This is a genomic window from Desulfovibrio sp. 86 (assembly GCF_902702915.1).
Taxonomy (GTDB): domain Bacteria; phylum Desulfobacterota; class Desulfovibrionia; order Desulfovibrionales; family Desulfovibrionaceae; genus Desulfovibrio.
The window spans coordinates 1,947,014-1,969,065 of the sequence record NZ_LR738849.1 but is presented as its reverse complement, the minus strand read 5'-3'; the positions used below and the strand labels follow the sequence as shown (position 1 = coordinate 1,969,065).

8 protein-coding genes are annotated in these 22,052 nt (G+C 55.8%); 3 read left to right on the top strand and 5 right to left on the bottom strand.

The features are described 5' to 3' along the window. Positions 1-162: 162 nt before the first annotated feature. A complete protein-coding gene (locus DESU86_RS08030; RefSeq protein ID WP_179980575.1) occupies positions 163-9,879 on the bottom strand; it encodes a VCBS domain-containing protein in 9,717 nt (3,238 codons plus the stop codon). A 1,208-nt stretch (positions 9,880-11,087) separates the two neighbouring features. Between DESU86_RS08030 and DESU86_RS08025 the strand changes: the two genes are divergently transcribed. Further along, positions 11,088-13,076, top strand: a complete 1,989-nt coding sequence (locus tag DESU86_RS08025) for an ATP-binding cassette domain-containing protein (RefSeq protein WP_179980574.1) — start codon at positions 11,088-11,090, stop codon at positions 13,074-13,076. Between the two features lie 622 nt (positions 13,077-13,698). Here the strand turns inward: DESU86_RS08025 and DESU86_RS08020 are convergent. Next, on the bottom strand, positions 13,699-16,041 hold the full coding sequence (locus tag DESU86_RS08020; RefSeq protein ID WP_179980573.1) for a Tex family protein: 2,343 nt from the start codon (positions 16,039-16,041) through the stop codon (positions 13,699-13,701). A gap of 555 nt (positions 16,042-16,596) precedes the next feature. Between DESU86_RS08020 and DESU86_RS08015 the strand changes: the two genes are divergently transcribed. Then, the gene (locus DESU86_RS08015) at positions 16,597-17,808 is read left to right on the top strand and encodes an iron-containing alcohol dehydrogenase (protein WP_179980572.1); all 1,212 of its coding nucleotides are present in this window, start codon (positions 16,597-16,599) and stop codon (positions 17,806-17,808) included. A gap of 400 nt (positions 17,809-18,208) precedes the next feature. On the opposite strand, the gene DESU86_RS08010 is transcribed toward DESU86_RS08015, so the two are convergent. From DESU86_RS08010 to DESU86_RS08000, 3 genes are all read right to left on the bottom strand, one after another. Further along, complete coding sequence (locus tag DESU86_RS08010) at positions 18,209-18,439, bottom strand: DUF2188 domain-containing protein (RefSeq protein WP_179980571.1); 231 nt, start codon at positions 18,437-18,439, stop codon at positions 18,209-18,211. A gap of 403 nt (positions 18,440-18,842) precedes the next feature. Then, a complete protein-coding gene (locus tag DESU86_RS08005) occupies positions 18,843-19,628 on the bottom strand; it encodes a hypothetical protein (protein WP_179980570.1) in 786 nt (261 codons plus the stop codon). Between the two features lie 516 nt (positions 19,629-20,144). Continuing rightward, positions 20,145-20,327 carry a hypothetical protein gene (locus DESU86_RS08000; protein ID WP_179980569.1) on the bottom strand — a complete coding sequence of 61 codons (183 nt, stop codon included), beginning with the start codon at positions 20,325-20,327 and terminating at the stop codon, positions 20,145-20,147. 501 nt (positions 20,328-20,828) lie between these two features. Here DESU86_RS08000 and DESU86_RS07995 point away from each other — a divergent pair. Then, on the top strand, positions 20,829-22,052 hold the full coding sequence (locus DESU86_RS07995) for an HlyD family efflux transporter periplasmic adaptor subunit (protein ID WP_179980568.1): 1,224 nt from the start codon (positions 20,829-20,831) through the stop codon (positions 22,050-22,052).

Genomic DNA, 22,052 nt, shown 5'->3' with positions numbered 1-22,052 from the left:
ATTTTTGTTTTTTTTCACACGGGCACTGCCCGCACGAATCGGAAAGTCAAAAGCTTGCCGCGACAACAGGCCTTTGATGGAGGGCCGCCAGTATAAACGATATGAGGCCCGCCTGCATGCCATACTGCGGGCGGGCCTCAAAACGCTTCATTCAGTTGTGAACTATGAGGTGAGCGTCACCATGGTGTTTTTGACCATTTCTTCGTTGTCGGTGTGATGCACGGTCACGGTAAGGTCGCCAGCCGTATTTGTCCACTCATAGGGGGCACCGTCGCTTGCAGATTTGCCCACATGCCACTCGTCATGGTCAAGAACTAACTGATTGTTCTCGATTGTCATTCCCTTAGCAAGCAGAGCATGCATATCCGTCAGACTGTCCACACCAGTACCGGTAACAACAACTTCAATGCCTTTTGTGTGCGTAAAGAGGTCGTCAATAGACAGGTCTCCGCGATCATCGTTGCTGACCAGCAGAATGTCGATGTTGTTGTCCACCAAATTCCCGTTGCTGTCGATCGAACCGCCAACGATAACGTCGTTGGGATGGAAGACAAATACATCGTTGCCGTCGCCGCCGTACAGGTGATTAACGCCAGCGCCGCCGTCCAGAAAATCATTGCCTGCGCCGCCGTACAGATGATCATTGCCGTCGCCGCCGTACAAGTGATCATTGCAGGCACCGCCGTAGAGGATGTCATCCCCTGCGCCGCCATAGAGAAAATCGTCATGACTGCCGCCAATCAGGATGTCGTTGCCAGCACCGCCTGCGGCCTCATAGTTATGCGTGGTGGAGTTCTCCTGGGCGAAGAGCAACAGCCCGCCGGATGCGTCCAATTTCGCGCCGCTGTGCAGATCAATGCTCAATCTACCCAAGTGACTGGACTCACCGGAGATTTCATGCCCATCGGTTACCGAGAAAGCAAAGTGGTCATACACATGTCCATCAAAAGAATCGTCATAGGCTTTCTGGAAAGCGCCAAGATCGCTTTCTGTCGTACCCAGCGCATACTCATAGTTGCCGTCGGTGGACATCTGCATGTCGCCATGGTGGCTTCCACTTTTATCCGCCTGGAAGGTCAGCGTATCGAAACTCTCTTTGTTTGTGGCCGACACGTGTCCGAACAGCAGCCCATTATCCACATCCACCGCCACAGGGGCCGCGTTGGTGCCGTTGACTGATACATTGAGGCTCGTTCCCAGCACAGGGTCGTGAAGATATCCGTCGTTGACGCCAAAACTGATGCTATAATCCTCGTGTGTTCCCACCCGCATGCTGGCGGCAAGGGTTACATCTGCCGCAAAGGTATAACTCCACTGCTGACCAGAACCAGATGTATCTGTGCCGTTGCGAGTAAATGCGAAATCGCCGATCTGGGTATGCGCAATGTATGCATCGCTAGCGCTGTCTTTCACGGCGATTGCAGAAACTCCGCCGATGTTGACCGACAGGGTATGGATATCCCCATTATCCGCATCACTGAACGCGAATGTTCCGCCCTTATGCTCCGCATCATAGGACGAGGCTGTAATCACCGGGGCGTCGTTGGTCCCATGAACAACAATGCTCAACTGACCTGTGCCAGTAGCCCCGTGAGGATCTGTTACCTTTATGGCAAAGTCTTCTTTATGTTCTGTTGCCGCACCCATCTGTTGAACAACTAAAGAATTGTTGTTCAGGGTATATGTGTATTTTCCTGAATTGGAATCCAGCGTCACAGTGCCATAATCCGTAACCTTGCGCAGTGAACCGTCCTCAAAGCTGTAACGAAAACCAGTAGCATCGTCCGAATCAACAATATTGACAAAACCGGTAGCGGTGAGGGTTGTGTCTTCCGTCACTGAACCTTCAGTTGTTTTCACCTCAGGAGCGGTATTGGTTCCCGCAATGGTCACCTTTACTACCTGCTCGGCAAAGGTGCCGGTATCAGCCTTCACCATGATAGTAAAGCTCAATTCTTTCACATTGCCAACGTTCAGGAGCCGCACTGCCTCACTGTCATTATTGAGAATAAAGAAATATTCGCCAGTCGAGGCGTCAACAGTAAACGACCCATAGTCGTTTTTGATTTCGCTGACAGAGCTGCCGTCTTCGGTCTTCGCGCTGTATGTGAACGTGCTGCCGTGATCGACATCAATGGCGGCAGCGGTACCGCTGGCGCGTTTTGAGTCCGCCGCTTCCGTTACCTTGAGGATCGGTGTGTCCACAGACAGTTTGGGGTCATCGCTCGTGCCATTGATGGTTATCAAAACGCTCTCTACAGTGGAAGCTCCATGTTTATCCGTCACAGTTATAAAAAGTTCATCTGTAAGCGCTTCCCCACTTTTCAGTTTTTGCACGGCATCAAGAGCGTTGTCGAGCCGATAGGAATAGCTGCCTGTTGTTGCGTCAATAGTCAGTGTACCGTACTTCCCCGAGGCCAGAATATCGCTGCTGGGGGTGGTACTACTATTGCCCACGCCAAAATGCCATCCTTTAGTATCGTCGGCGACAGAAGCGACGGCTCCGTCAACAACCTTTGTGTCTTCCACCACACTAAGGCCTGTGGTCGTCAATGTGGGCGCATTGTTTGTGCCTGTAATAAGCACAGCAACCTTTTGCTCCACAGTACTGTTGGACAGGCCATGCCCGTCGTCAACCCGTACGGTTATCGTATCGGTCAGACTTTGGTCGGCGTTGATGTCCGTTGTTGTCGTCAGCGTATAGGTATATTTGCCAGTATTCTGATTAATAATCATTTTGCCATAAGTGGTATCAAGGCTTGCAACCGATTTGCCGTCCTTGTCGACCAGGAAGTATTTGAGATGTTCCATGTCGGCGGTGTCAACGTCAGTGCCGAGCACGTGCCCCACAGTGGAAACCTCGCTGCCGGCATTGCCTTGCGTTACCGACAAGGACGAGTCGATCTCGGTTATCAACGGCTGGTCATTGGTTCCGTTAACGGTAACCTTGATGACCGTGAGATCGCCGCGGGCATCGTAGACAGTAAAACTTTCAACCGGATGGTCACTGACTCCCAGGCTTTGCACCGTGGCGCTGTTGTTATTCAACACGTAGGTATATTTGCCGGTTTCACGGTCAAGTATCAGGGAACCATACTTGCCGAAAGCGGTCTGGTACTGGTTATCGGCGCTATTGGTTTCGCCGCCGTCCCGACTACGGAAAAAGAAGTAGGTGCCAAAATCCGTCAAACCTGAAGGTTTGGCGGATACTGTTCCGCTACTCGTGACCCCATCGGCGTGATAACCGGCGGGGTCTATCGTGCCGTTATCTTCCGCAACTCCCAAAGGATCAGCTGCCAATTTATAGGGAGAGGTGATACCGCTTCCGGGAGCTTCCCAAGAACCAACCACATTAAATTTTATGACCATAGAATCGGTCTTACCCTGAGAATCCGTCACGAATACAGTGAACGTTTCGGACTTCGTATCCCAAATATGGAGATTAACGTATTTTTCGCAGCCGACATCCAACATATAGACATATTTGCCAGTATTGGGATCGAGGGTGATAGAACCATATTCGCCCTTGTAGGTCTGGGTGTTCCCCGCGAAATGAAAGGTCAGTTCGCTGTGTTTTGTCTCCGTTTGGCCGGGGCCTGCGGACTCTCCATAATAATGGTTGTCTACGTCGGCGGCGTAGACTTGACCGGAGGTGGATGCGCTGCCCCACAACCCCAAAACATTGCCGCCAACGTCGCCTCCATTCCACGTGCCGTCAAAACTCTTGAAACCAGAGTCGGTAAAATACGGCGCATCATCAGATCCGTTGATGGTTATGGCTATTCCCCCGACAATGGAACTGGAACCGGTACTGTTTCCGGTGGTCAACGTGATGGGGAAGTTCTCCCGCAGGCTTTGCCCTTCATTCAGGTACTGCACCTTGCTGGTTGTCAGGGTGTAAGTATAGCTGCCCGTACTGGCATCAAGATCCAGATCGCCATACGTCCCCTTGATAACCTCGTGTGCATGACCAGCGTCATCCACGTAGGTATTTTTAGGGGCCTGATTAAGGCTTACGTTGTGCAGCGTATCGGACGTATCCGTATCACGCCACTCAACGCTACCGGTCACCTTGGTGGTGTCTTCCGTCATATTGCTTGAGGCGGAAGTGATGGAAGGCTTGTCGTCCGCCCCATTTATAGTCACGGTTATGACGCTATCGGAATATGCACCAAGATTGTCCGTCACTCGCACGTCAAAGCGTTCAACAATGGACTCCCCCACGCCGAGATTCTGAATTTTTGTGTTATCCAAATGATACGTGTAGGTGCCGGTATTCTGATCAAGCTCCAGATACCCGTATTTGCCGCTAAGCTGCTCGGTCTGAACCAGCCGACCTGATGCATGCTCCACCAGGCTGTAGCTGAGGCTCTTGCCCTCAGGCAGGTCAATATCCGTTGCGGAGACCGAACCCGTTTTCGTGTATTCCCCACTGTCTTCCTTAAGGGTCAGGTTATCGACAGCATTAATGATCGGCCTGTCGTTGGTACCGATCACATTGACAATCAATTTCTGTTCTGCTGAAAGACCCGTGGGGTCCTTGGCAACAACCGTAAACGTATCAGCTACGGTTTGCCCAGCCTGGAGCATATTCACCACATCATTGTCGTTCAGCGTATAGGTATATACGCCCGTCGTCGGATCAATCGCTACTGTCCCATATTGCGTAGTAATGGTGGTGGGATAGGTCGCAGAATTCCCCGAGCCTACTTTGAAAGAGTAGGTGAGGTGCTCGCCAGCATCAACATCCGTGGCGGCTATCGTTCCAGTCGTTGTGGGGCTACCGCTGTTGTTGACATTGCCATAAGGATCGCCCTGGCCCGCCTCTTTCACCTCATCCACAACGGAAGAAGTGGAAAACACCGGCGCGTCGTTGCTGCCCTTGATGAAAATTGTCAACGGCTTTTCGTCCCAAGCGCCGTAATTATCCGTGACACGGATGGTGAATGTGTCCTGAAGAGGGGTGGAAGCGGCATCCAGACTCTGCACGCTTTTGTCATCATTGTTCAAATAATATGTGTATGCACCGCTCTTGGTGATGACAAGAGTACCGTGCTCACCCTTAAGTGTCAGAACATCGGCATTGGTATTGCGGATGCTATAGGTATGGGTGTCGTTAACGTCAGCATCTTCATTACCCACGTTGCCGCTGACCGAAGTAGTAACGTCTTCCTGCACCGTCCGCGATGCTTCATCCGGCAGCACCAATGACGGTTTGTCGTTGGTGCCGTAAATGACGATGGGTACGGTGATTGCGTTGGAAGAAGCGCTGTGTTCATCTACAGCCACGGCCTGGAAGTTCAGGGTGAGCGTTTCACCGGAACCAAGGGCGTTAACCACGCTGCTGCCCGTAGCCAGGGTAAAGGTGTATTTGCCAGTAGCTTCGTTGAGATACAGCGTGCCGTACAGATTGTCGGCTGTGTGCGGCTTCCCCTCGGCATAGACGCTGATAACAGTGGCAACAACCCCGGTGCCGGGATATGCACCGGTACTCGCGTCCATTTCCGCGCTGATGGCCGTGGTCTGGGTCGCACCATCCTTAACAAAGGTGCCGGCCACGGTACCCTTGGAAAGCTCGCCAGAATCCGTACCCAGGTGCTTGTAGGCACCTGTGCCGGAAGTGGTGTTGACAAGGCCGTACGTCAACGAGGCTCCTTGGTCGGAATCCACTCCCTTCAACGCGCCCTCGACCGAGGCCACATAGCTGGTGCCGTGGGCCGCAGGAACCCCTGTGCCGGAAGGCATGTCGGTATTGCCGCCGTCCTGGCATCCGTCGTCCTTCAGCGTCAGGGTCTCGGCGGTGACCGTAGGGGCGTCGTTGGTGCCCTGCACGGTGATCTTGATATCGTGCGTTACGGGGTCACTCCTCCCATCCGTGACGGAGATGTGGTAATCCAGGGTTTCGGGTTTGTCTTCAGCCAGAGCATTCGCCTTGGTCTGGTCAATTTCGTACGTGTAGGTGTAGGTGATGGATTCCGAACCATCGGTGGCACTGACGCTGCGGACGCCAGTGATCGTAAGGGTGCCATAGGCATCGTCGACGGTCCATACGCCCGCACCGCTCATGTCCGGAACCGTGATGGTGGTGGAGTTGCTGGTCAGGGTGGCCGTAAGGGTGTCGTGAGTGTCCATATCCTTCACGGTGAAGGAACCCGTGGCCGTGGTCGTGCCGTTTTCCACCTGGTTGGCGTAGTGGGGAATGGTGGTCTCCGTGCCGGAAGTCACGCCCGCTTCCTTGACCGTCAGAGCGCCGCTGGTCTTGCCACTAATACTGGGCGCATTGTTGGTGCCCTGGATGGTGAACTCGACGGTTTCCGTGTCAAAGGAACCGTGCAGGTCTGTGACCTTGACGTTGAAGGTCTCCACATGCTTCTCGGTGGCGCCGAGGTTCTTCACCTTGTGGGAATCGTTGTTCAGCACATACTCATAGGTGCCGTTGGGGTTGACGGTCAGGGTGCCGTACTCGGTGGTGTAGGTGACAACGCCCGTACCCGTCGTAACGTCGCTGCCGGAAGCAATGCTGTATATCTGGTTGGCCTTTCCGTTGGTAAACTCCTTGAATGCGCCGTCTTGGTCGGGGTCCACCACTTCGAACTTGCCGGTAGAGGTAGCGTCGCTGCCCTCTTTAAGAATGGCGCTGGGCGGTGAAAGGGAGAGCGCGGGCCTGTCGTTGGCGCCCGTGATGTTCACGGTGATTTCCTGCGAGGCCGAGCCGCCGTGGGCGTCATTGACCGTCACGGTGAAGGTTTCCGTAACCTTCTGCCCTTCATTGAGGCTGTTGGCCTTGTCATTGTCATTGTCCAGTTTATATTTGTACTCGCCCGTCGTCGCATCAAGGGTCAGGGTACCGTATTTGCCTTTGCCATCATCCGCCACGCTGAAATTCAGCTTGCCCTTATCATTATCGTCCACGTCTGTGGCCACAATCCGGCCCGTGGCAATCTCCGTACCGCAATAGTCCGCATTGGGAGACGCAGGGTTACGGCTGCCCTGCACGCCGGCCTCCACAACGGAGACGGATGTGATCGAACTGTTGTCAATAACAGGCTTATCGTTGCTGCCATTGATGGTCACGGTAATGGTATGGTTGTCGTGCGCTCCGTGCTTGTCTGTTGTGGTAACGTTGAAGGTTTCCGTATGGCTCTGGCCGGCCCCCAAGCCCTGCACGACGAGGTTGTTCTTGTTCTCGTCCAGCTCGTAGGTATAGGTTCCGTCGGGCTTCAGGGTGAGCTTGCCGTAGTCCGTTGTAACCACCACCGGATCGCCTGTACGGGCCTTCGTATCCATGTCGCCGCTGGCGGCCTTGCCCATGCCGGAGACGGAGATGGTCTGTTTGTTGCCGTCCTGGTCGGGATCGGTCACGGCCCATTTGCCCGAGGATGTGGTGGTCACGTCTTCCGTCAACTCGCCTTTGTCGCCAGAGGTGGGGGTGATGGTCAGTACAGGCTTGTCGTTGGTGCCCGTGACAGTCAGACCGATGGTCTGACTGTCAGATGCCCCCTTGCTGTCCTCAATGGTGACCGTGAAGATATATTTGCGCTTTTCACCCTCATCGAGGTTGTCGGCAGCGTCATTGTCAATGACGTAGGAGTAGGTATAGGTCTGGCTGCTGCCGGAATCGCCGACATTGGGCTTGCCCGCCTCCAGGGTAAATGTGCCCTCGGGCGTGGTCACGGTATAGTTGCCCTTGCCGTCGTCCGTGACAGGCAGGGAGACGGGGTTGCCGTCACGGTCCGTCACGGTGATGCTGACGGTTTGCTTGTCGTTATTGTCCACATCCGTCACGGTGAAGCTGTGCTTCGGGTCAACGTCCTCGGACGTGCCGGCAAAGTAGGTATTGGGCTCTTTGCCGGCCACAGCCTTGACGCCCTCTTCCACCACATTCAGGTCGACGTCGGTCAGCAGAGGAGCCTTGGTGATGACAGGCGTGTCATTAGCTCCCTTGACGGTGACACTGATGCTCTCTTGCACATAGGCCCCAAAACTGTCGCGCGCGGTCAGCACCACGGACACGTTCTGGCTGTCGCCTTTCTGCATGCCCTGCACGGCAGGCGACTCGTTATACAGAGTAAATTCGTAGTTCACCCCACTGGCCGGGGCCACGGCAGAAATCAGGTGAAATTCACCCACATAATTATTCTTCGTGGCGTCTGTGGAAGCCTCGGCAGTGGTTGTGAAGGTCTTGCCGTCACTGTTCAGCACCACATAGACCGTGTTGTGCATAAAAAGATCGCCGGAACCGTCGTTGCGAACCAGGCCGTAGGTCAGATGGTCGCCGTTGTCCACATCGGAGGCCACAAAGGTACCGCTGACGGTGCTGTGGGCAATGTCGTCAGCGGCTTCGCTCACGGTGACGGAATGGGTGGTATTGTCCGCATCGGCGGGATCGGACGGGGACCAGAAATTCTGAGTGATGATGGGCGCGTCGTTGGTACCCTCAATGACGACATTGATGGTATTGCCGACAACCGTGCCGTCGCGCAGGGTGCTCACGCTGCTGTCCACAACGCCGTGTTCGTCACGCACGTAGGGTTCAAAATTGAGTTTCACGGTCTGGCCTTCGGCCAGCTTGTTTGTCGCGCCTTCGCCCGTGGTATTGGTCAGGCTAAAAGTATAGGTGGCGCTCTCATCGCCGGTCTTTTCCAACACAAGGTCGCCGTAATCGGTATGGATGGTCGTCTTGCCGTCGTGCTCGCTGATGCCCGTCACCGTGACGGCAGACGTGCTGTTGTCGGGATTGTTCACCGTACCGATGACAAAAACGCCCTTGAGGCTGCCATTGGCATTGACGTTGGTCATGTCCAGCAGGTTGCCGTTGGCATCCGTAAGGCCGAAGTAGAGTTGCGCGCCGTGGTCCGGGTCATGGGCCGTGATAAGGCCGGACAGCGTGGCGGTTCCGGCAACAGCCGTATTTTCATCAGCATTGAGAGGCGTATTGCTCAAGGGCTTGCCGTCGGCGTACACGCCGCCTTCCTTGAAGGTCAGCACGTTGCTCACGCCCGTGATATCCGGCGCGTCGTTGCTGCCCGTGATGACCACGTTGATGGGCTGAGTGACCGTATGCCCCATACCGTCGTTGACCGTTATGACGATGCCGTCGGTGACCTGCTCGCCTTGCGCCAGCTGGTCTGTCTTGCTGTACGGCTCTTCCTTGAGCGTATACTCGAAATTAAAAGTAACGTTGGAGCCGCCGCCCTTGGGCGTGATGACCAGGGAGCCGTAGTCGCTCTCAACGGTCGTCGGACCAGCAAGGCTGACAACCACAGTCTTGCCGCCAATGGCGACGGTCGCGGTGAGGCTGTCGCCATCGGGGTCTTGCACGGTAAAGCTGCCCGTGACGCTAGGAGCGGGGCTGGCGGGGCTTTTGCCGTCCCAGCCGGTTTCTGTAAGCCCGAGCGTGATGGGCGCGCCGCCGGTGCTGAACGTGGGGGCGAGGTTGTCAATAACGCCATGCTGCCACTCGTCGGTTGACTGCCGACCGTCAAAAGCCAGACGGTAATCAAGCTCGTTGAGATGCCACGTGCCTTCAGCAAGGTTCATATTGGCATACTCGCTATAGCGCGCGCCGCGCTCGGCACTGGCCGCAGGGCCGGCAGCGGGGAGCAGATCAGGCCCGAATGCCTGAAAAAAATCCGTACCTGCGATTATCTGCCCGTCGATCTGAAACTCCGGCATTTCTTCTTTATTGTATGCCGTATAAAAATTCTGCAATTCTATTGATGCGCCGTCGCCAAACTGAAAAAACAGGCTATTGGAACCTTCGGGCCGGTCAATATTCACCTGATCCGCTGAAAAATCCAGAATCATGCGAGCATCAGGGGTACTGGGCACAACAATGTGCTGTCCTTGGGCCGGGCGTGAAAGCTTGACGTCTGCCATGTGAGTGCACCTTTTCTACAGGCTTCTTGGTATAGAAGGACTGCGTTTAGTAAAATACGTACAAAATAAAAAAAGGCTGGCCCGCGCCGTAAACCGGACGGCGCGGTACAAACAATGCAAAAAAGGCACCAATATAGTGGAGAGAAGAGAAAGAGAAACCTTCCACGCAAAAAAGACGCCGCGCAGTGCAAAAAAGCGCACTTCGCGAAGCTTTTTTCGGACATCACTGTCCCCGATTATGTAACAGGGAAGATGATGCGTTAAGACAGGTGGGGAAATTCCGGGGCAATTTCCGCTACAAGAACGCGAACGAAGAGATCTGACAGCAAAGCATGCTTCAGACGCTATAAACAACAGTTCTTATTCTTGGCAAGCTGAATTTAACGCCATATCTATATACGTGTCAAGAATTATAATTCTGATAATGTATTTTTTACTTGCCCACACCCTGCATGCTTTGACCGCACTGCACCACAGTTCCTGTTTCCGGCAGGCAAGACAGACAACTCCGAAGCCGCCAGACACGGGCATCCATACAGTCCCAACAGTCCCATATTCCCTTACGGAAATACAACTTTTTATGTCGGGATTTACACATACTGACGCAGGGCAGCGTCAGGCAGTTGCCCTGCTGCGGCAACTGCGCCCATGCGCTTTTTTATGAGGCTTTGCTGCACCAATCAGCCCAGACTTTTCGCGCCTGCAGCAGCCAGATTATCGCAAAATAATATAAAATATAAGATTACGCATTAAAGATACGGCAGTCTTGCTGACAAAGCGGCGGCGCACACTGTCCAAGCGACCTTTTACGGCCATTTTCCCCGTCCTTTTGTACTTTTTTGTGACGATCCCCGTACATTCTGCTGCAAACAAAAAAATAAAACCGTAAGCGCTATACTGATGTCGGACATACGAAAATAGCTACGCCATCACGGTCATGCGAAATGCATAGCGCACTGCGGCTACATCCCCCATGCGCAAGCCGCCCTGCCGCCTGCGTTCCGGCCTGCCGCCCGGCACATGAGCGACCGTCATTCAACTGAGCTGCCGCCTGCGTTCCGCCCTGCCGTTTGCGCTCCGGGAGTCCGACTGTGGCCGTTGCGTCGGTGCGCCCGCTGGGGTATTCATACGCTCGCGCGCCGGGCAGGCGGCCGGTGCTTTAACAACCCTGAGCATACACTACATAGCACACTGCGCTGGAGAACCTCTTGGCATTTTTGAGCATGCAGGGCGTGACCCTGAACCTCGGCGGCAAGCCGCTGCTGGACGCGGCGGATTTTTCCGTTGAAACCGGCGAGCGGCTTTGCCTCATCGGCCGCAACGGCGCGGGCAAATCCTCGCTGCTGGCGCTTCTTGGCGGGCAGATGCAGCCGGATTCGGGCATCATCATCCGCCCCGGAACCCAGATCGGGCAAATGCCCCAGGACGTGCCCGAAGACTGGCAAGGCTCCGTATTTTCCCTGGTGGCCGCCGCCCTTGGCGACGAAGGCAAGGCCCTTGCCGCCGCCCACGCCGGAACGGGTCTTGACGCTGGCATGACCGACAGCGCGGAGGAGGCCAATCCCGCGCCTTTTGACGGCAGCGCCGCCACCGGGCAGGAGGCCGACCTTCACCTCGGATCAGACTGGGAGCGCTACGGCGAAGTCCTTGCGGTCATCAACCATCTGGAACTGGACCCGGATGCCGAGTTCGCCTCACTTTCCGGCGGAACGAAGCGGCGTGTGGCCCTGGCGCGGGCGCTCATCTGCTCTGAAGACCTTATTCTGGACGAGCCGACCAACCACCTTGATCTGGCCACCATAACATGGCTGGAAAACTTTCTGCTGCGCAAGGCCCGCACCCTGATTTTCGTCAGCCATGACCGGGCTTTTTCCCGGCGGCTCGCCACGCGGGTGGTGGAGATCGACAGGGGCAAGCTGCACAGCTATTCCTGCGGCTTCGACCGCTATCCCGAACGCCGTGAAGAACGCCTGGCCGCCGAAGAACGCGCCTTTGCGCTTTTTGACAAAAAACTCGCCCAGGAAGAGGCGTGGATACGTCAGGGCATCAAGGCCCGCCGCACGCGCAACATGGGCCGGGTGCGCGCCCTTGAGGCACTGCGGGTCGAGCGCGCCGAGCGGCGCGACAGACAGGGCAACGTGAGTATGGCCGCGCAGGAGGCCGGACGTTCGGGCAAGCTTGTCATCGAGGCGGACAACGTCACCTTTGCCTACCCCGGCAAGACGCCGCTTTTCAGCGAATTTTCCACCATCATCCAGCGCGGCGACCGCGTGGGCCTCATCGGCGACAACGGCACCGGCAAAACCACCCTGCTGCGCGTACTGCTTGGCGAACTGGCCCCGACAAATGGCACGGTGTGCCTTGGCACCCATTTGCAGATCAGCTATTTTGACCAGCTTCGCGAAAGTCTGGACCCGGAAGAAAGCGTCATGGACAGCGTGGCGGAAGGCAACGATGTGGTGACCGTGGGCGGCAACACGCGCCATGTGGCCGGATATCTACAGGATTTTCTCTTTACCCCGGATCGCCTGCGCCTGCCGGTCAAGGCGCTGTCCGGCGGCGAGCGCAACCGCCTGCTGCTGGCAAAGCTTTTTACCCGGCCTTCCAATCTGCTGGTGCTGGACGAACCCACCAACGATCTGGACGTGGAAACGCTGGAACTTCTTGAAGAACTGCTGTCGGAGTATTCGGGCACCGTGCTTATCGTCAGCCATGACCGGAGCTTTCTGGACAATCTCGTCACCAGCGTCATCGCGCTCGAAGGCGACGGCAAGGCGCACGAATACGTTGGCGCGTATACGGACTGGCTGCGCCAGCGCGCTACCCCGGCGCAGGACAAAAAGTCCGATGAAAAAAACGGCAGGACAGGCCAACAGGCTGGCCCCCAGGCATATCAGCAGGCTGGTCAGCAGCCGGGCCAGCAACAGCCGTCCGACAGACCCCGCCGCCGCAATTTCAAGGAACAGCGGGAATTCGACCTGCTGACCAAAGAACTGGAAGCCCTGCCGGAGCGCATGGACGCGCTGGAGCAGGAGCAGGATCGCCTTGAGACGGCCCTGGCAGACCCGGAGCTTTTCACCAGGGACCCGGCGGCCTTTACCCGCACAACCGATCGCCTGGCCGCGCTGGAAGAAGAACAGACGGAACTGCTGTTGCGCTGGGAAGCAGTGGAGCGAAGGCTGGAAGAACTCGGCTAGACAGTGTGGTCACGAGCGCCTTTACAGGCATCTCTGCGTCGAACTTCGCCTTTTATTCCAGTCGAGTACCATCAGAGTACACTCCCTGCATAAAAGGCTCGTTCTCCTTGGTATGACTGAAAATTCATCTCGTGACCACACTGTCTAGGGAAACACTGGTGTATTCCGTTTGGCGGCGTTGCTTCACTTTTTTTGAAACAGTCGAGGACGGAAGAGTCCACTCCTGCTTCAAAAAAAGCTCGCGCCTTGCCAAACGAAATAACTGCGCGTTTCCATGAGGCTCTTTAATCAGTGTCTTCTTAGGTTCCTTGCCGCGCGGGCAGGCCCGCTGGCTCGCGCCGCAGAGGACGCTGCAACCATTGGGAACCGCGCATCGCAAAGGCATACCCCGAACGCACATGCGCCGTAAAAATAAAAAAACGGCCCTTTTCACGACGGGAGCATACCATGTGTACGCTTTCGTCGTGAAAAGGGCCGTTTGCCGTGCTACCCGCGAAAGGTCACAGGCAGGGCACTGCCCCCAGATAAAGGTTTTAGGGGGTGGGGGCGTGGGGGAGGAGACCCTTTTTCAAAAGGGTCCCTCCCCCACAAAGTATTTCAAAATAACAGAGCCATCTACGCCTTATTGTTTGCCAAATTTGGCGAGCATGTCCTGAAAGGGCCTGTGCCCCTGCTCCGGCTTTTGGCGATCCTGTCGATTATCGGTCCGGGGGCGATTATCAATTTTGGGGCGCGGCCTGTTTTCGCGCGCGGCCTGCGGCTTTGCTGTGTTGCGTTCGTGGCCCTGTTCGTGGCCCTGATCTCGACCTTGTTCGCGGCCCTGCCCCCGTGCCGGGGACGCTTCCGGGTTTTTGCGCATTGACAGGGAAATGCGCTTGCGGGCCGCGTCCACCTCCAGCACGGTGACGCTCACCGGCTGCTGCACGCTCACCACCGTGTGCGGGTCGCTGACAAAGCTGTCCGCCAGCTGGCTGATGTGCACCAGCCCGTCCTGATGCACGCCTATGTCCACAAAAGCGCCGAAGTTGGTCACATTGGTGACGATGCCCGGCAGGCGCATGCCCGCCTCAAGGTCTTCAATGCGCGTCACGCCCTCGGCAAAGGCAAAGGCCTCAAAGGCTTCGCGCGGGTCGCGGCCAGGCTTTTCCAGTTCGGCGAGGATGTCGCGAAGCGTGGGCAGCCCCACGGTTTCCGTCACATAGGCCTCTGGCCTGATGCGCCGCCGCAGTTCGGCGTTGGCGAGCAGGTCTGACACGGAGCAGCCGAGATCAGCGGCCATGGCCTTGACGATCCCATAGGATTCGGGGTGTACGGCTGAAGCGTCCAGAGGGTTCGCCCCGCCGTGGATGCGCAAAAAGCCCGCCGCCTGCTCAAAGGCTTTTGGCCCGAGGCGCGGCACTTTTTTCAGATCCTTGCGAAGGGCAAAGGGGCCGTTGGCTTCGCGGTAGGTCACCACAGACTTGGCCAGGGCCGGGCCAAGGCCGGAAACGTGCGTCAGAAGCTCGGTGCTGGCCGTGTTCACCTCCACCCCCACCGCGTTCACGCAGCTTTCAACCACATCGTCCAGGCTCTTTTTCAGGTCAGCCTGATCCACATCGTGCTGATACTGGCCGACGCCAATGGCCTTGGGGTCGATCTTCACCAGTTCGGCCAGCGGGTCCATAAGCCTGCGCCCAATGGAAGCAGCGCCGCGCACCGTAAGGTCCAGGTCGGGAAATTCACGCCGCGCCGTTTCGGAGGCCGAATACACGCTGGCCCCGCTCTCGCTGACCACAAGCACCGGAAGCGAAAGCTGCAGGGAGCGCACGAGAGTTTCCGTCTCGCGCCCCGCCGTGCCGTTGCCTATGGCAATGGCTTCGGCACCGTAGTCGGCAGCGAGCTTGCGCACCTTGTCCCCGGCGTCCTTACGCTGACCCTCGCTCAAAATATGGATGAGGTCGTGGTGCAGCAGCGCGCCCTGCGCGTCCAGACACACAATCTTGCAGCCCGTGCGAAAGCCGGGGTCAATGGCGAGAACGCGCTTTTGCCCCAAGGGCGAGGCCAGCAAAAGCTGGCGCAGGTTCCTGGCAAACACGGCAATGGCTTCGCTTTCGGCCTTTTTGCGCAGGGTCGCGCGCAGTTCCGTTTCCAGCGAGGGCGCGAGCAGGCGTTTGTAGCCGTCGTCCACGGCTTCGCAAACCTGCTGCCCTGCGGGCGAAGCGTTTTTGACAAACATGCCCCGAAAAAGCGCCTGGGCCGGTTCGGCTTCCGGCAAAAAGCGCAGGGTCAAAACGCCCTCTGCCTCGCCGCGCAGCATGGCGAGCAGACGATGCCCTGCGGCCTTGGCGGCACTTTCCTGCCAGTCAAAATAGTCGCGGAACTTGGCCCCCTCCTCTTCCTTGCCCTTGGCCACGCTGGACGCGGCCACGGCCTTGCGTGCGAAATATTCGCGCATGGCAGCGCGGGCCGCAGCGTGCTCGCTGGCAATTTCAGCAATGATGTCACGGGCTCCGGCCAGGGCTGCCTCGGTGGATTCCACGCCTTTTTCCGCATCTACAAAGGGCGTGGCGGCATCTTCGGGCAAGAGACCGGCGGCCTGCTCCAGCAGGGTCAGGGCCAGGGGCTCAAGGCCTTTTTCTCTGGCCATGGTGGCGCGGGTGCGCCGCTTGGGGCGGTAGGGAAGGTACACGTCTTCCAGAGCCGTCATGGTTTCGGCGGCCATGACGCTGGCGCGCAGTTCTTCGGTAAGCAGTTCCCGCTCGGTGAGTGACGTAAGGACGGCCTGCCGTCGCGCTTCCAGTTCACGCAACTGCGTGAGCCTGTCGCGCACGGCGGTGACGGCCACCTCGTCCAGCGAGCCGTGCGCCTCTTTGCGGTAGCGGGCGATAAAGGGAATGGTGGCCCCTTCGTCCAGAAGTTCCGCCACGGCCTTGGCCTGACCGGGGGCAATGCTCAACTCTTTTGCGATCTGCTCAAAAAACTGCACAGGGGATCCTTTGGTTCGGTGAAAAAACAGGGCCGCAAGGGCGGCGGGCGCTCACGGGAGTGCATACCGTTTTTGCATATGCCCGGCAAGAACACATGGTCGGGAGCGGAAAAGACGCCCCGCCCCGCCTCCATGTTGCGCCGGTGCCATATCAGCATACGCGGGCATGCACGAGGACCGCGCCGCCCATCGCGTATGCCGCATTACACGGGCAAACGCGGCAAGCGCGGACGAACACGGCAAGCGTGCAAGAGCGGTTGCCTGACATCCGCACGCAGTGGACGACAAACCTCCAGAAAATGAAGAACGGCATGCGCATCGACGGGCACCCATTCCTGACGCGCGCCAGCTGCGGCAACAAACGCGGTGCGAGAACTCAGGGAAATGCGCACCGTGAAAAAAACATCAATACTTGCCCAATAATATTGTTTGTGTGCCCAATGAGCTTTACTACTGATCCCATAGGGCATATAAAAAAAGCACGTGAAAAAAATAACAATCGTTCGGTACATACAACATGGCACAGGATACCCCTGGCGCCAGCAGGAGGCCATCATGTGGGACGAAACTAGCGATTACAATGTTGTTCGGGAAATTCGCGTCAAGACGACAGCCTATATCGGCGTTGGGGCCATCAACAAGATTGACGACATCCTGGCCCAGATGAAGCAGGAAGGGATTGCGTCCATCCTTTGCGTCAGCGGCGGGCATTCCTACAAGGCTACGGGAGCCTGGGACAAGGTGGAGGCTGCGGCCCAAAAACACGGCATCACCCTCACCCTGTACAATCGCGTCACCCCCAATCCCAGTACGGACAGCGTGGACGAGGCCGCAGAAATGGGGCGCGCCATCAACGCCGGAGCCGTCATCTGCATTGGCGGCGGCAGCCCCATCGACTGTGGCAAGAGCGCGGCCATCCTGCTGGCCAACCCCGGCAAAAGCGGCGAGGACCTCTACTGCTTCCGTTTCACGCCCGAAAAGGCCCTGCCCATTATTGCCATCAACCTGACCCACGGCACAGGTAGCGAGGTGAACCGCTTCGCCGTCGCCACGGTCACCAGGCTCAACTACAAGCCCGCCATTGCCTACGACTGCATCTATCCCCGCTTTGCCATTGACGACCCCGCATTAATGACCGGATTATCTATGGATCAGACCAGATACGTCTCCATCGACGCCGTCAACCACGTGGTGGAGGCGGCCACAACAACAGTTTCCAACCCGCTTGCCGTCAATCTGGCCCAGGACACCATCCGCCTTGTGCACAGCTGGCTGCCCATTGCGCTGGAAAATCCCACGGATCTCAAAGCCCGTTACGCTCTCTGCTTCGCTGCCCTTGAGGCTGGCGTCGCCTTTGACAATGGCCTGCTGCACTTCACGCACGCGCTCGAACACCCCTTGAGCGCCGTAAGCCACGACCTGTCCCACGGGCTGGGCCTGGCCGCGCTGCTGCCTGCCGTCATCAAGGAGTGCTACCCGGCGCGTTCCAACGTGCTGGCCCACATTCTTGAGCCCATTGTTCCGGGCCTTGCGGGCGTGCCCGAAGAAGCCGACAAGGTGGCCAAAGCCGTGGAACAATGGCTCTTCGGGCTGGGCGTGACCCAGAAGCTTCTGGATCTGGGCGTGAAGGAATCCGATGTGGACACCTTCTGCGACCTTGTGGAACAGACCCCCTCCCTCGGACTGCTGCTATCCGTGGCTCCGGTAAAGGCCACGCGCGAGAACGTGGCCCGCATCTACGCCAATTCCTTGCGCCCTATGGCCTGAGGGAAAAAACAGGATTGAGACAACGCACGCCGGGCGCCCGGTAAGGTACCCACCCACCCCGGCAGCACGCCTGTCGGGCCATGCAGCGGCAAGCCACCAGTGATGGAGGCTTGCCGCTGTACTTTGTCGGATGGCTCTTTGTTTCAGGAATATTGCGCATGCGTAATCAATAATTCGCAGTTGTCGCTTGCTCTGTGACGGAGTGGCAGGATTTGAACAATTACAATATCCATCTAAAGTCATTAATTTAATATAACGAGACAAATTTATATTGTCCCCTTGAAGAGGGTTTCATAGAAACCTCAAGCAGAAGCATTCAGGCGTGCCTGCAGCAATACACCTTGAGACGATCCAAAAAAAGGGCCACAGTAAACTCCTGCGGCCCTTGAGGTTTGGTTAGTTAGCCCTTGGGCGGATACGGATCATTTCCGTAGCCATTTTTCTCTCGAATTTGACCATTCGGGCGGTGGATACAAAGCTCTAGGCCCTCACGCTGAGCGATTGCTCGTGCGCGTTCGAATCCTTCAGCTTGTGTACCAGTCCGAAGAGAAGCTCTTTCAGCTCCACCTTTTTTGACTTGCCAACCACCATCCGGATGAGGGACAACATGGATACTATTGGGTTTACCCATATCTAACTCCTTTTGGTTTTTGAGGACTTTTTTCTTTTGGGATAAAAGACGAAAGCCTTTAGCCCATAGTCCTCAGCCCGCATTTCTTGTCCCCAGCGATTCGTGTACGACTTAACGTAAACAGCATTTTCAGGGGATGGGCCATTGCCACTTTTTACTTGGGTATTCGGTTCCATCCGAATCCTCCATTGTATTTAGTGGCGATAGGTCTTGCGAAAACTACCAAAAGGAACTAGCATTAATTTCCACGTTAACACGATTTCCTGATGGAGTTGTGTGAAGGGGCACCTATCACCACGTTGTGAGCGGTGCCCTTACTCGTTTTTAACTATGTTATTTTTTTGCATAATTAACCTTCAAAAATATTTGTTCAATAATAACATTGATATATGCAAGAAATTGTTTATGCGCGATTAATTCCGTACAGCTTCCTAAACATAAGCGTTATCATCTCAAGAACATACTCAGCATCTTCCTTTTCTGTATTTATTGGCATGTGAAGTATCGCTCTTCGCTGTTCACTCAGGGGAACAGTGATGGGAAGTGCAAACTCTTCCGAATCCGATTGCTTCATACTGGGAACTATATCTGTCAAATCATTCTGTATACCTGTTTCATTTTTTTGAGAATCTTCATCTTTTTGAATCTCTTTATTGGAATTAGGATTAAGATCATGTGTTACTTCCAAATCTATTACGCCATTTATTACTACACCGAGTTCGTTCGCTGTATCAATGAATGTTTTTGCTGCATTTTTGGCAATAGTTTGCACGATCCCATGGTAGTTTATTAGAACATTTTCAAGGGTTGTAATCGCTGGCATAGATTGCCCTTGATATTGGGCAATGAGTTCGCTGTACATCCTGGGCGTTTTAAAGCATTCGATTTTTAACTGCCGGAGTATATTTTCTTGTTCAGTCGGCCGAATTAAGCGACTAGCAGGTTCAAGCATTAACATGGTTTGCCCGGCTGCAGTTGAAATAAGGCCATACTGGCGGGCAGAGCTAATCAAGTACCGAAAAGACTTGGTATTTGAGCTTACGCCCAACTCCTTGGCAGCAGCATCATAGGATATGGGCTTGCCTTGCGGGTATCCTTTAAATTTTTCTAGGAATTCAAGAGTCTTACTCAGAGTATTCGCAGGATATTCTCTGCTCTTTGGCTTGGTTTTTTTTTCTTCTTCACTCATGACGACCCCCTCGCTAATTCTTTAGCTATTCTTAGTCGTTTCGTTGGCCCGTGTCAATATATAAGGTTCTTTTTACAAATAATTCATAACATGCTGTATTATTTTATTTATTTTATAAATTTATTGGCGGCAACCTGCCCAAAGCGTTATTTGGCTAGCCTCAATTTGTCTCAATACAACATCAAGAAGGCCGTATTGACAATATTTTAAAGGGAAATATCGAGATTGCCCATAAGTGTCCTCAATTGAGCAGGACAGGCTGCAATAAGCTCTTACCAGAAAGGCAGGTCGTAAAGTTCATACCGAAGGTATAGTACGTTACATGTCTGGCCCTCAATCTTTGAGCTCGAAGTTGCCGGATGTTGTCCATTGTTGCCCGGAACGGAAAAAGTGCGCGTTAATTGACAGCTCGGCAACATGAGCAACATAAGGCTGCTTTTTGGAGCTTGGAAATACAAAAGGGGCGGCGCAGCGGTTACGAGTGACACCCTTAAAAGTGCCGCGGAGCAAAAGCAGTCACACCCCGGCATCATGGCTGTCGTATGCTGCCTTTTTCTGCGTTGCTTGTTCCCGCAATTCTTCGAGATAGTCGGCATAGGTTTTCATCATTTCCCGGCTCTTCGGCAAAAGCTGCACCTTGTCATAAAGCGTTTTGGCTGCATCTTGTTCCAGAGCATGTGACAGTTGAAGATTGATCACATCATGCCGGAAGCCGTTCGAGATAAATTTCTTTGAACCATGCCCATATTTGACAAAATTATGTGCCTGGCAGTCGAATAGACAGGTCTTTTTAGATACTGATTTTAGATTATTACAAACATTTCAGGCTATGGGCACACGCGGCTACACGCCCTGACACTGCGTAACGGCAACAAGTGTGGACATCAGATGGATGCCCCTCGTCAGGGCAAACAGGGCAACCGTAACTTCAAAAACCAGGTCTGGGATGTTGCCCATCAGGCGCTTTCCCCTTCCATGAATACTTCTCGCCTCAGGCACATCGTGCAAAGCGGGCGCGTAGTCCTGCCATCACAGAAACGCCGACAGTTCCTTCACAATATCGGCTGTGCATGGCCGTCTTCTTGCAGCACAAGGCTTGATGCCTTGATTCGCAGAACCTGGACTTCCATCAAACTTTCTCTTGATTTTTGAAGCCTCTCTTAATAAAACTGACCAGTCAGTTTTATTAAGGGGTTCACCATGTCTGATTCCACATCCGTATCCTCCCCCCAGGCTCAAGAGCCTTCCATGAAAAAACGGCCGCCTTCTTCGCGCCGTACGCGGATAATGCTCGTGTTGGGCTTGCTCATGGCAGCGGCTTTGCTGGCCTGGGCGGCGTGCTGGTTTTTTGTGTGGCGCTTTGAGGAAAACACTGATGACGCCTATGTTTCCGGCAATGTTGTGCGTATCATGTCCCAAATTTCAGGACGTGTGGTGTCGGTGTTGGCCGATGATACGGACAGCGTGCGCGCCGGGCAGCCCCTGGTGCGTCTGGATGACGACGATGCGCGTCTGGCCCTGGACCGCGCGCTGGTGGATCTCGCCTCGGTGGTGCGGGAGATTGCCCGTCTTGAGGCGCAGCGGCGCGAAAGCCTGGCGCTGATCAAGGTTGCGGAAGTGACGTTGGAACAGGGCATCACCAATCTGCGCCGCCGCGAAATTTTGGGGCGCGAAAAGGCCGTGCGCCTGGAAGAGGTGCAGGACTTCCACGCGCAGGTCAAAAGCTCCACAGCGCAACTGGATGCGGCCCGCCAGCGCCAGAAGGCCCTGGACGCCCAATTGCTGCACGGCCCGGTGGAGGATCAGCCCATGGTGCGCCAGGCTGCGGCCAGGGTGCGTGAATGCTGGCTGACGCTGGAGCGCACAGTCATACGCAGCCCCGTGGATGGGCAGGTGGCCCAGCGCAGCGTGCAATCCGGCCAGGTGGTCGCTGCGGGAACGCCGCTCATGGCCGTTATTCCTCTTAACAGCCTGTGGGTGGAGGCCAATTTCAAGGAAGTGCAGTTGCGTCATATGCGCGTGGGCCAGCCCGCCTCCATCAGGGTGGACATGCACGGATCGGGGGTGACTTATCAGGGCCGTGTGGCGGGATTTTCCGCCGGCACGGGCAGTGCCTTTGCGCTGATTCCGGCCCAGAACGCCACAGGCAACTGGATCAAGGTCGTTCAGCGGGTACCGGTGCGCATTGAACTGGAAGGCGGAGACGCAGCACGGCATTCTTTGCTTATCGGCCTGTCTTCCCTGGTGACGGTGAACATCGATGATGCCTCGGGTCCGCTGCTGACCGACGCCGCGCGGCAGCGTCCCCTCCCGCCCGTGCTGACGGCGCGGGGTACGGAGCCGGACATGGAGCCCATTGAAGAGCGCATCCGCAGCGTCATTGCCCAAAACAGCCCGTCCGACAACGGGGCAACGGAGCGCTGA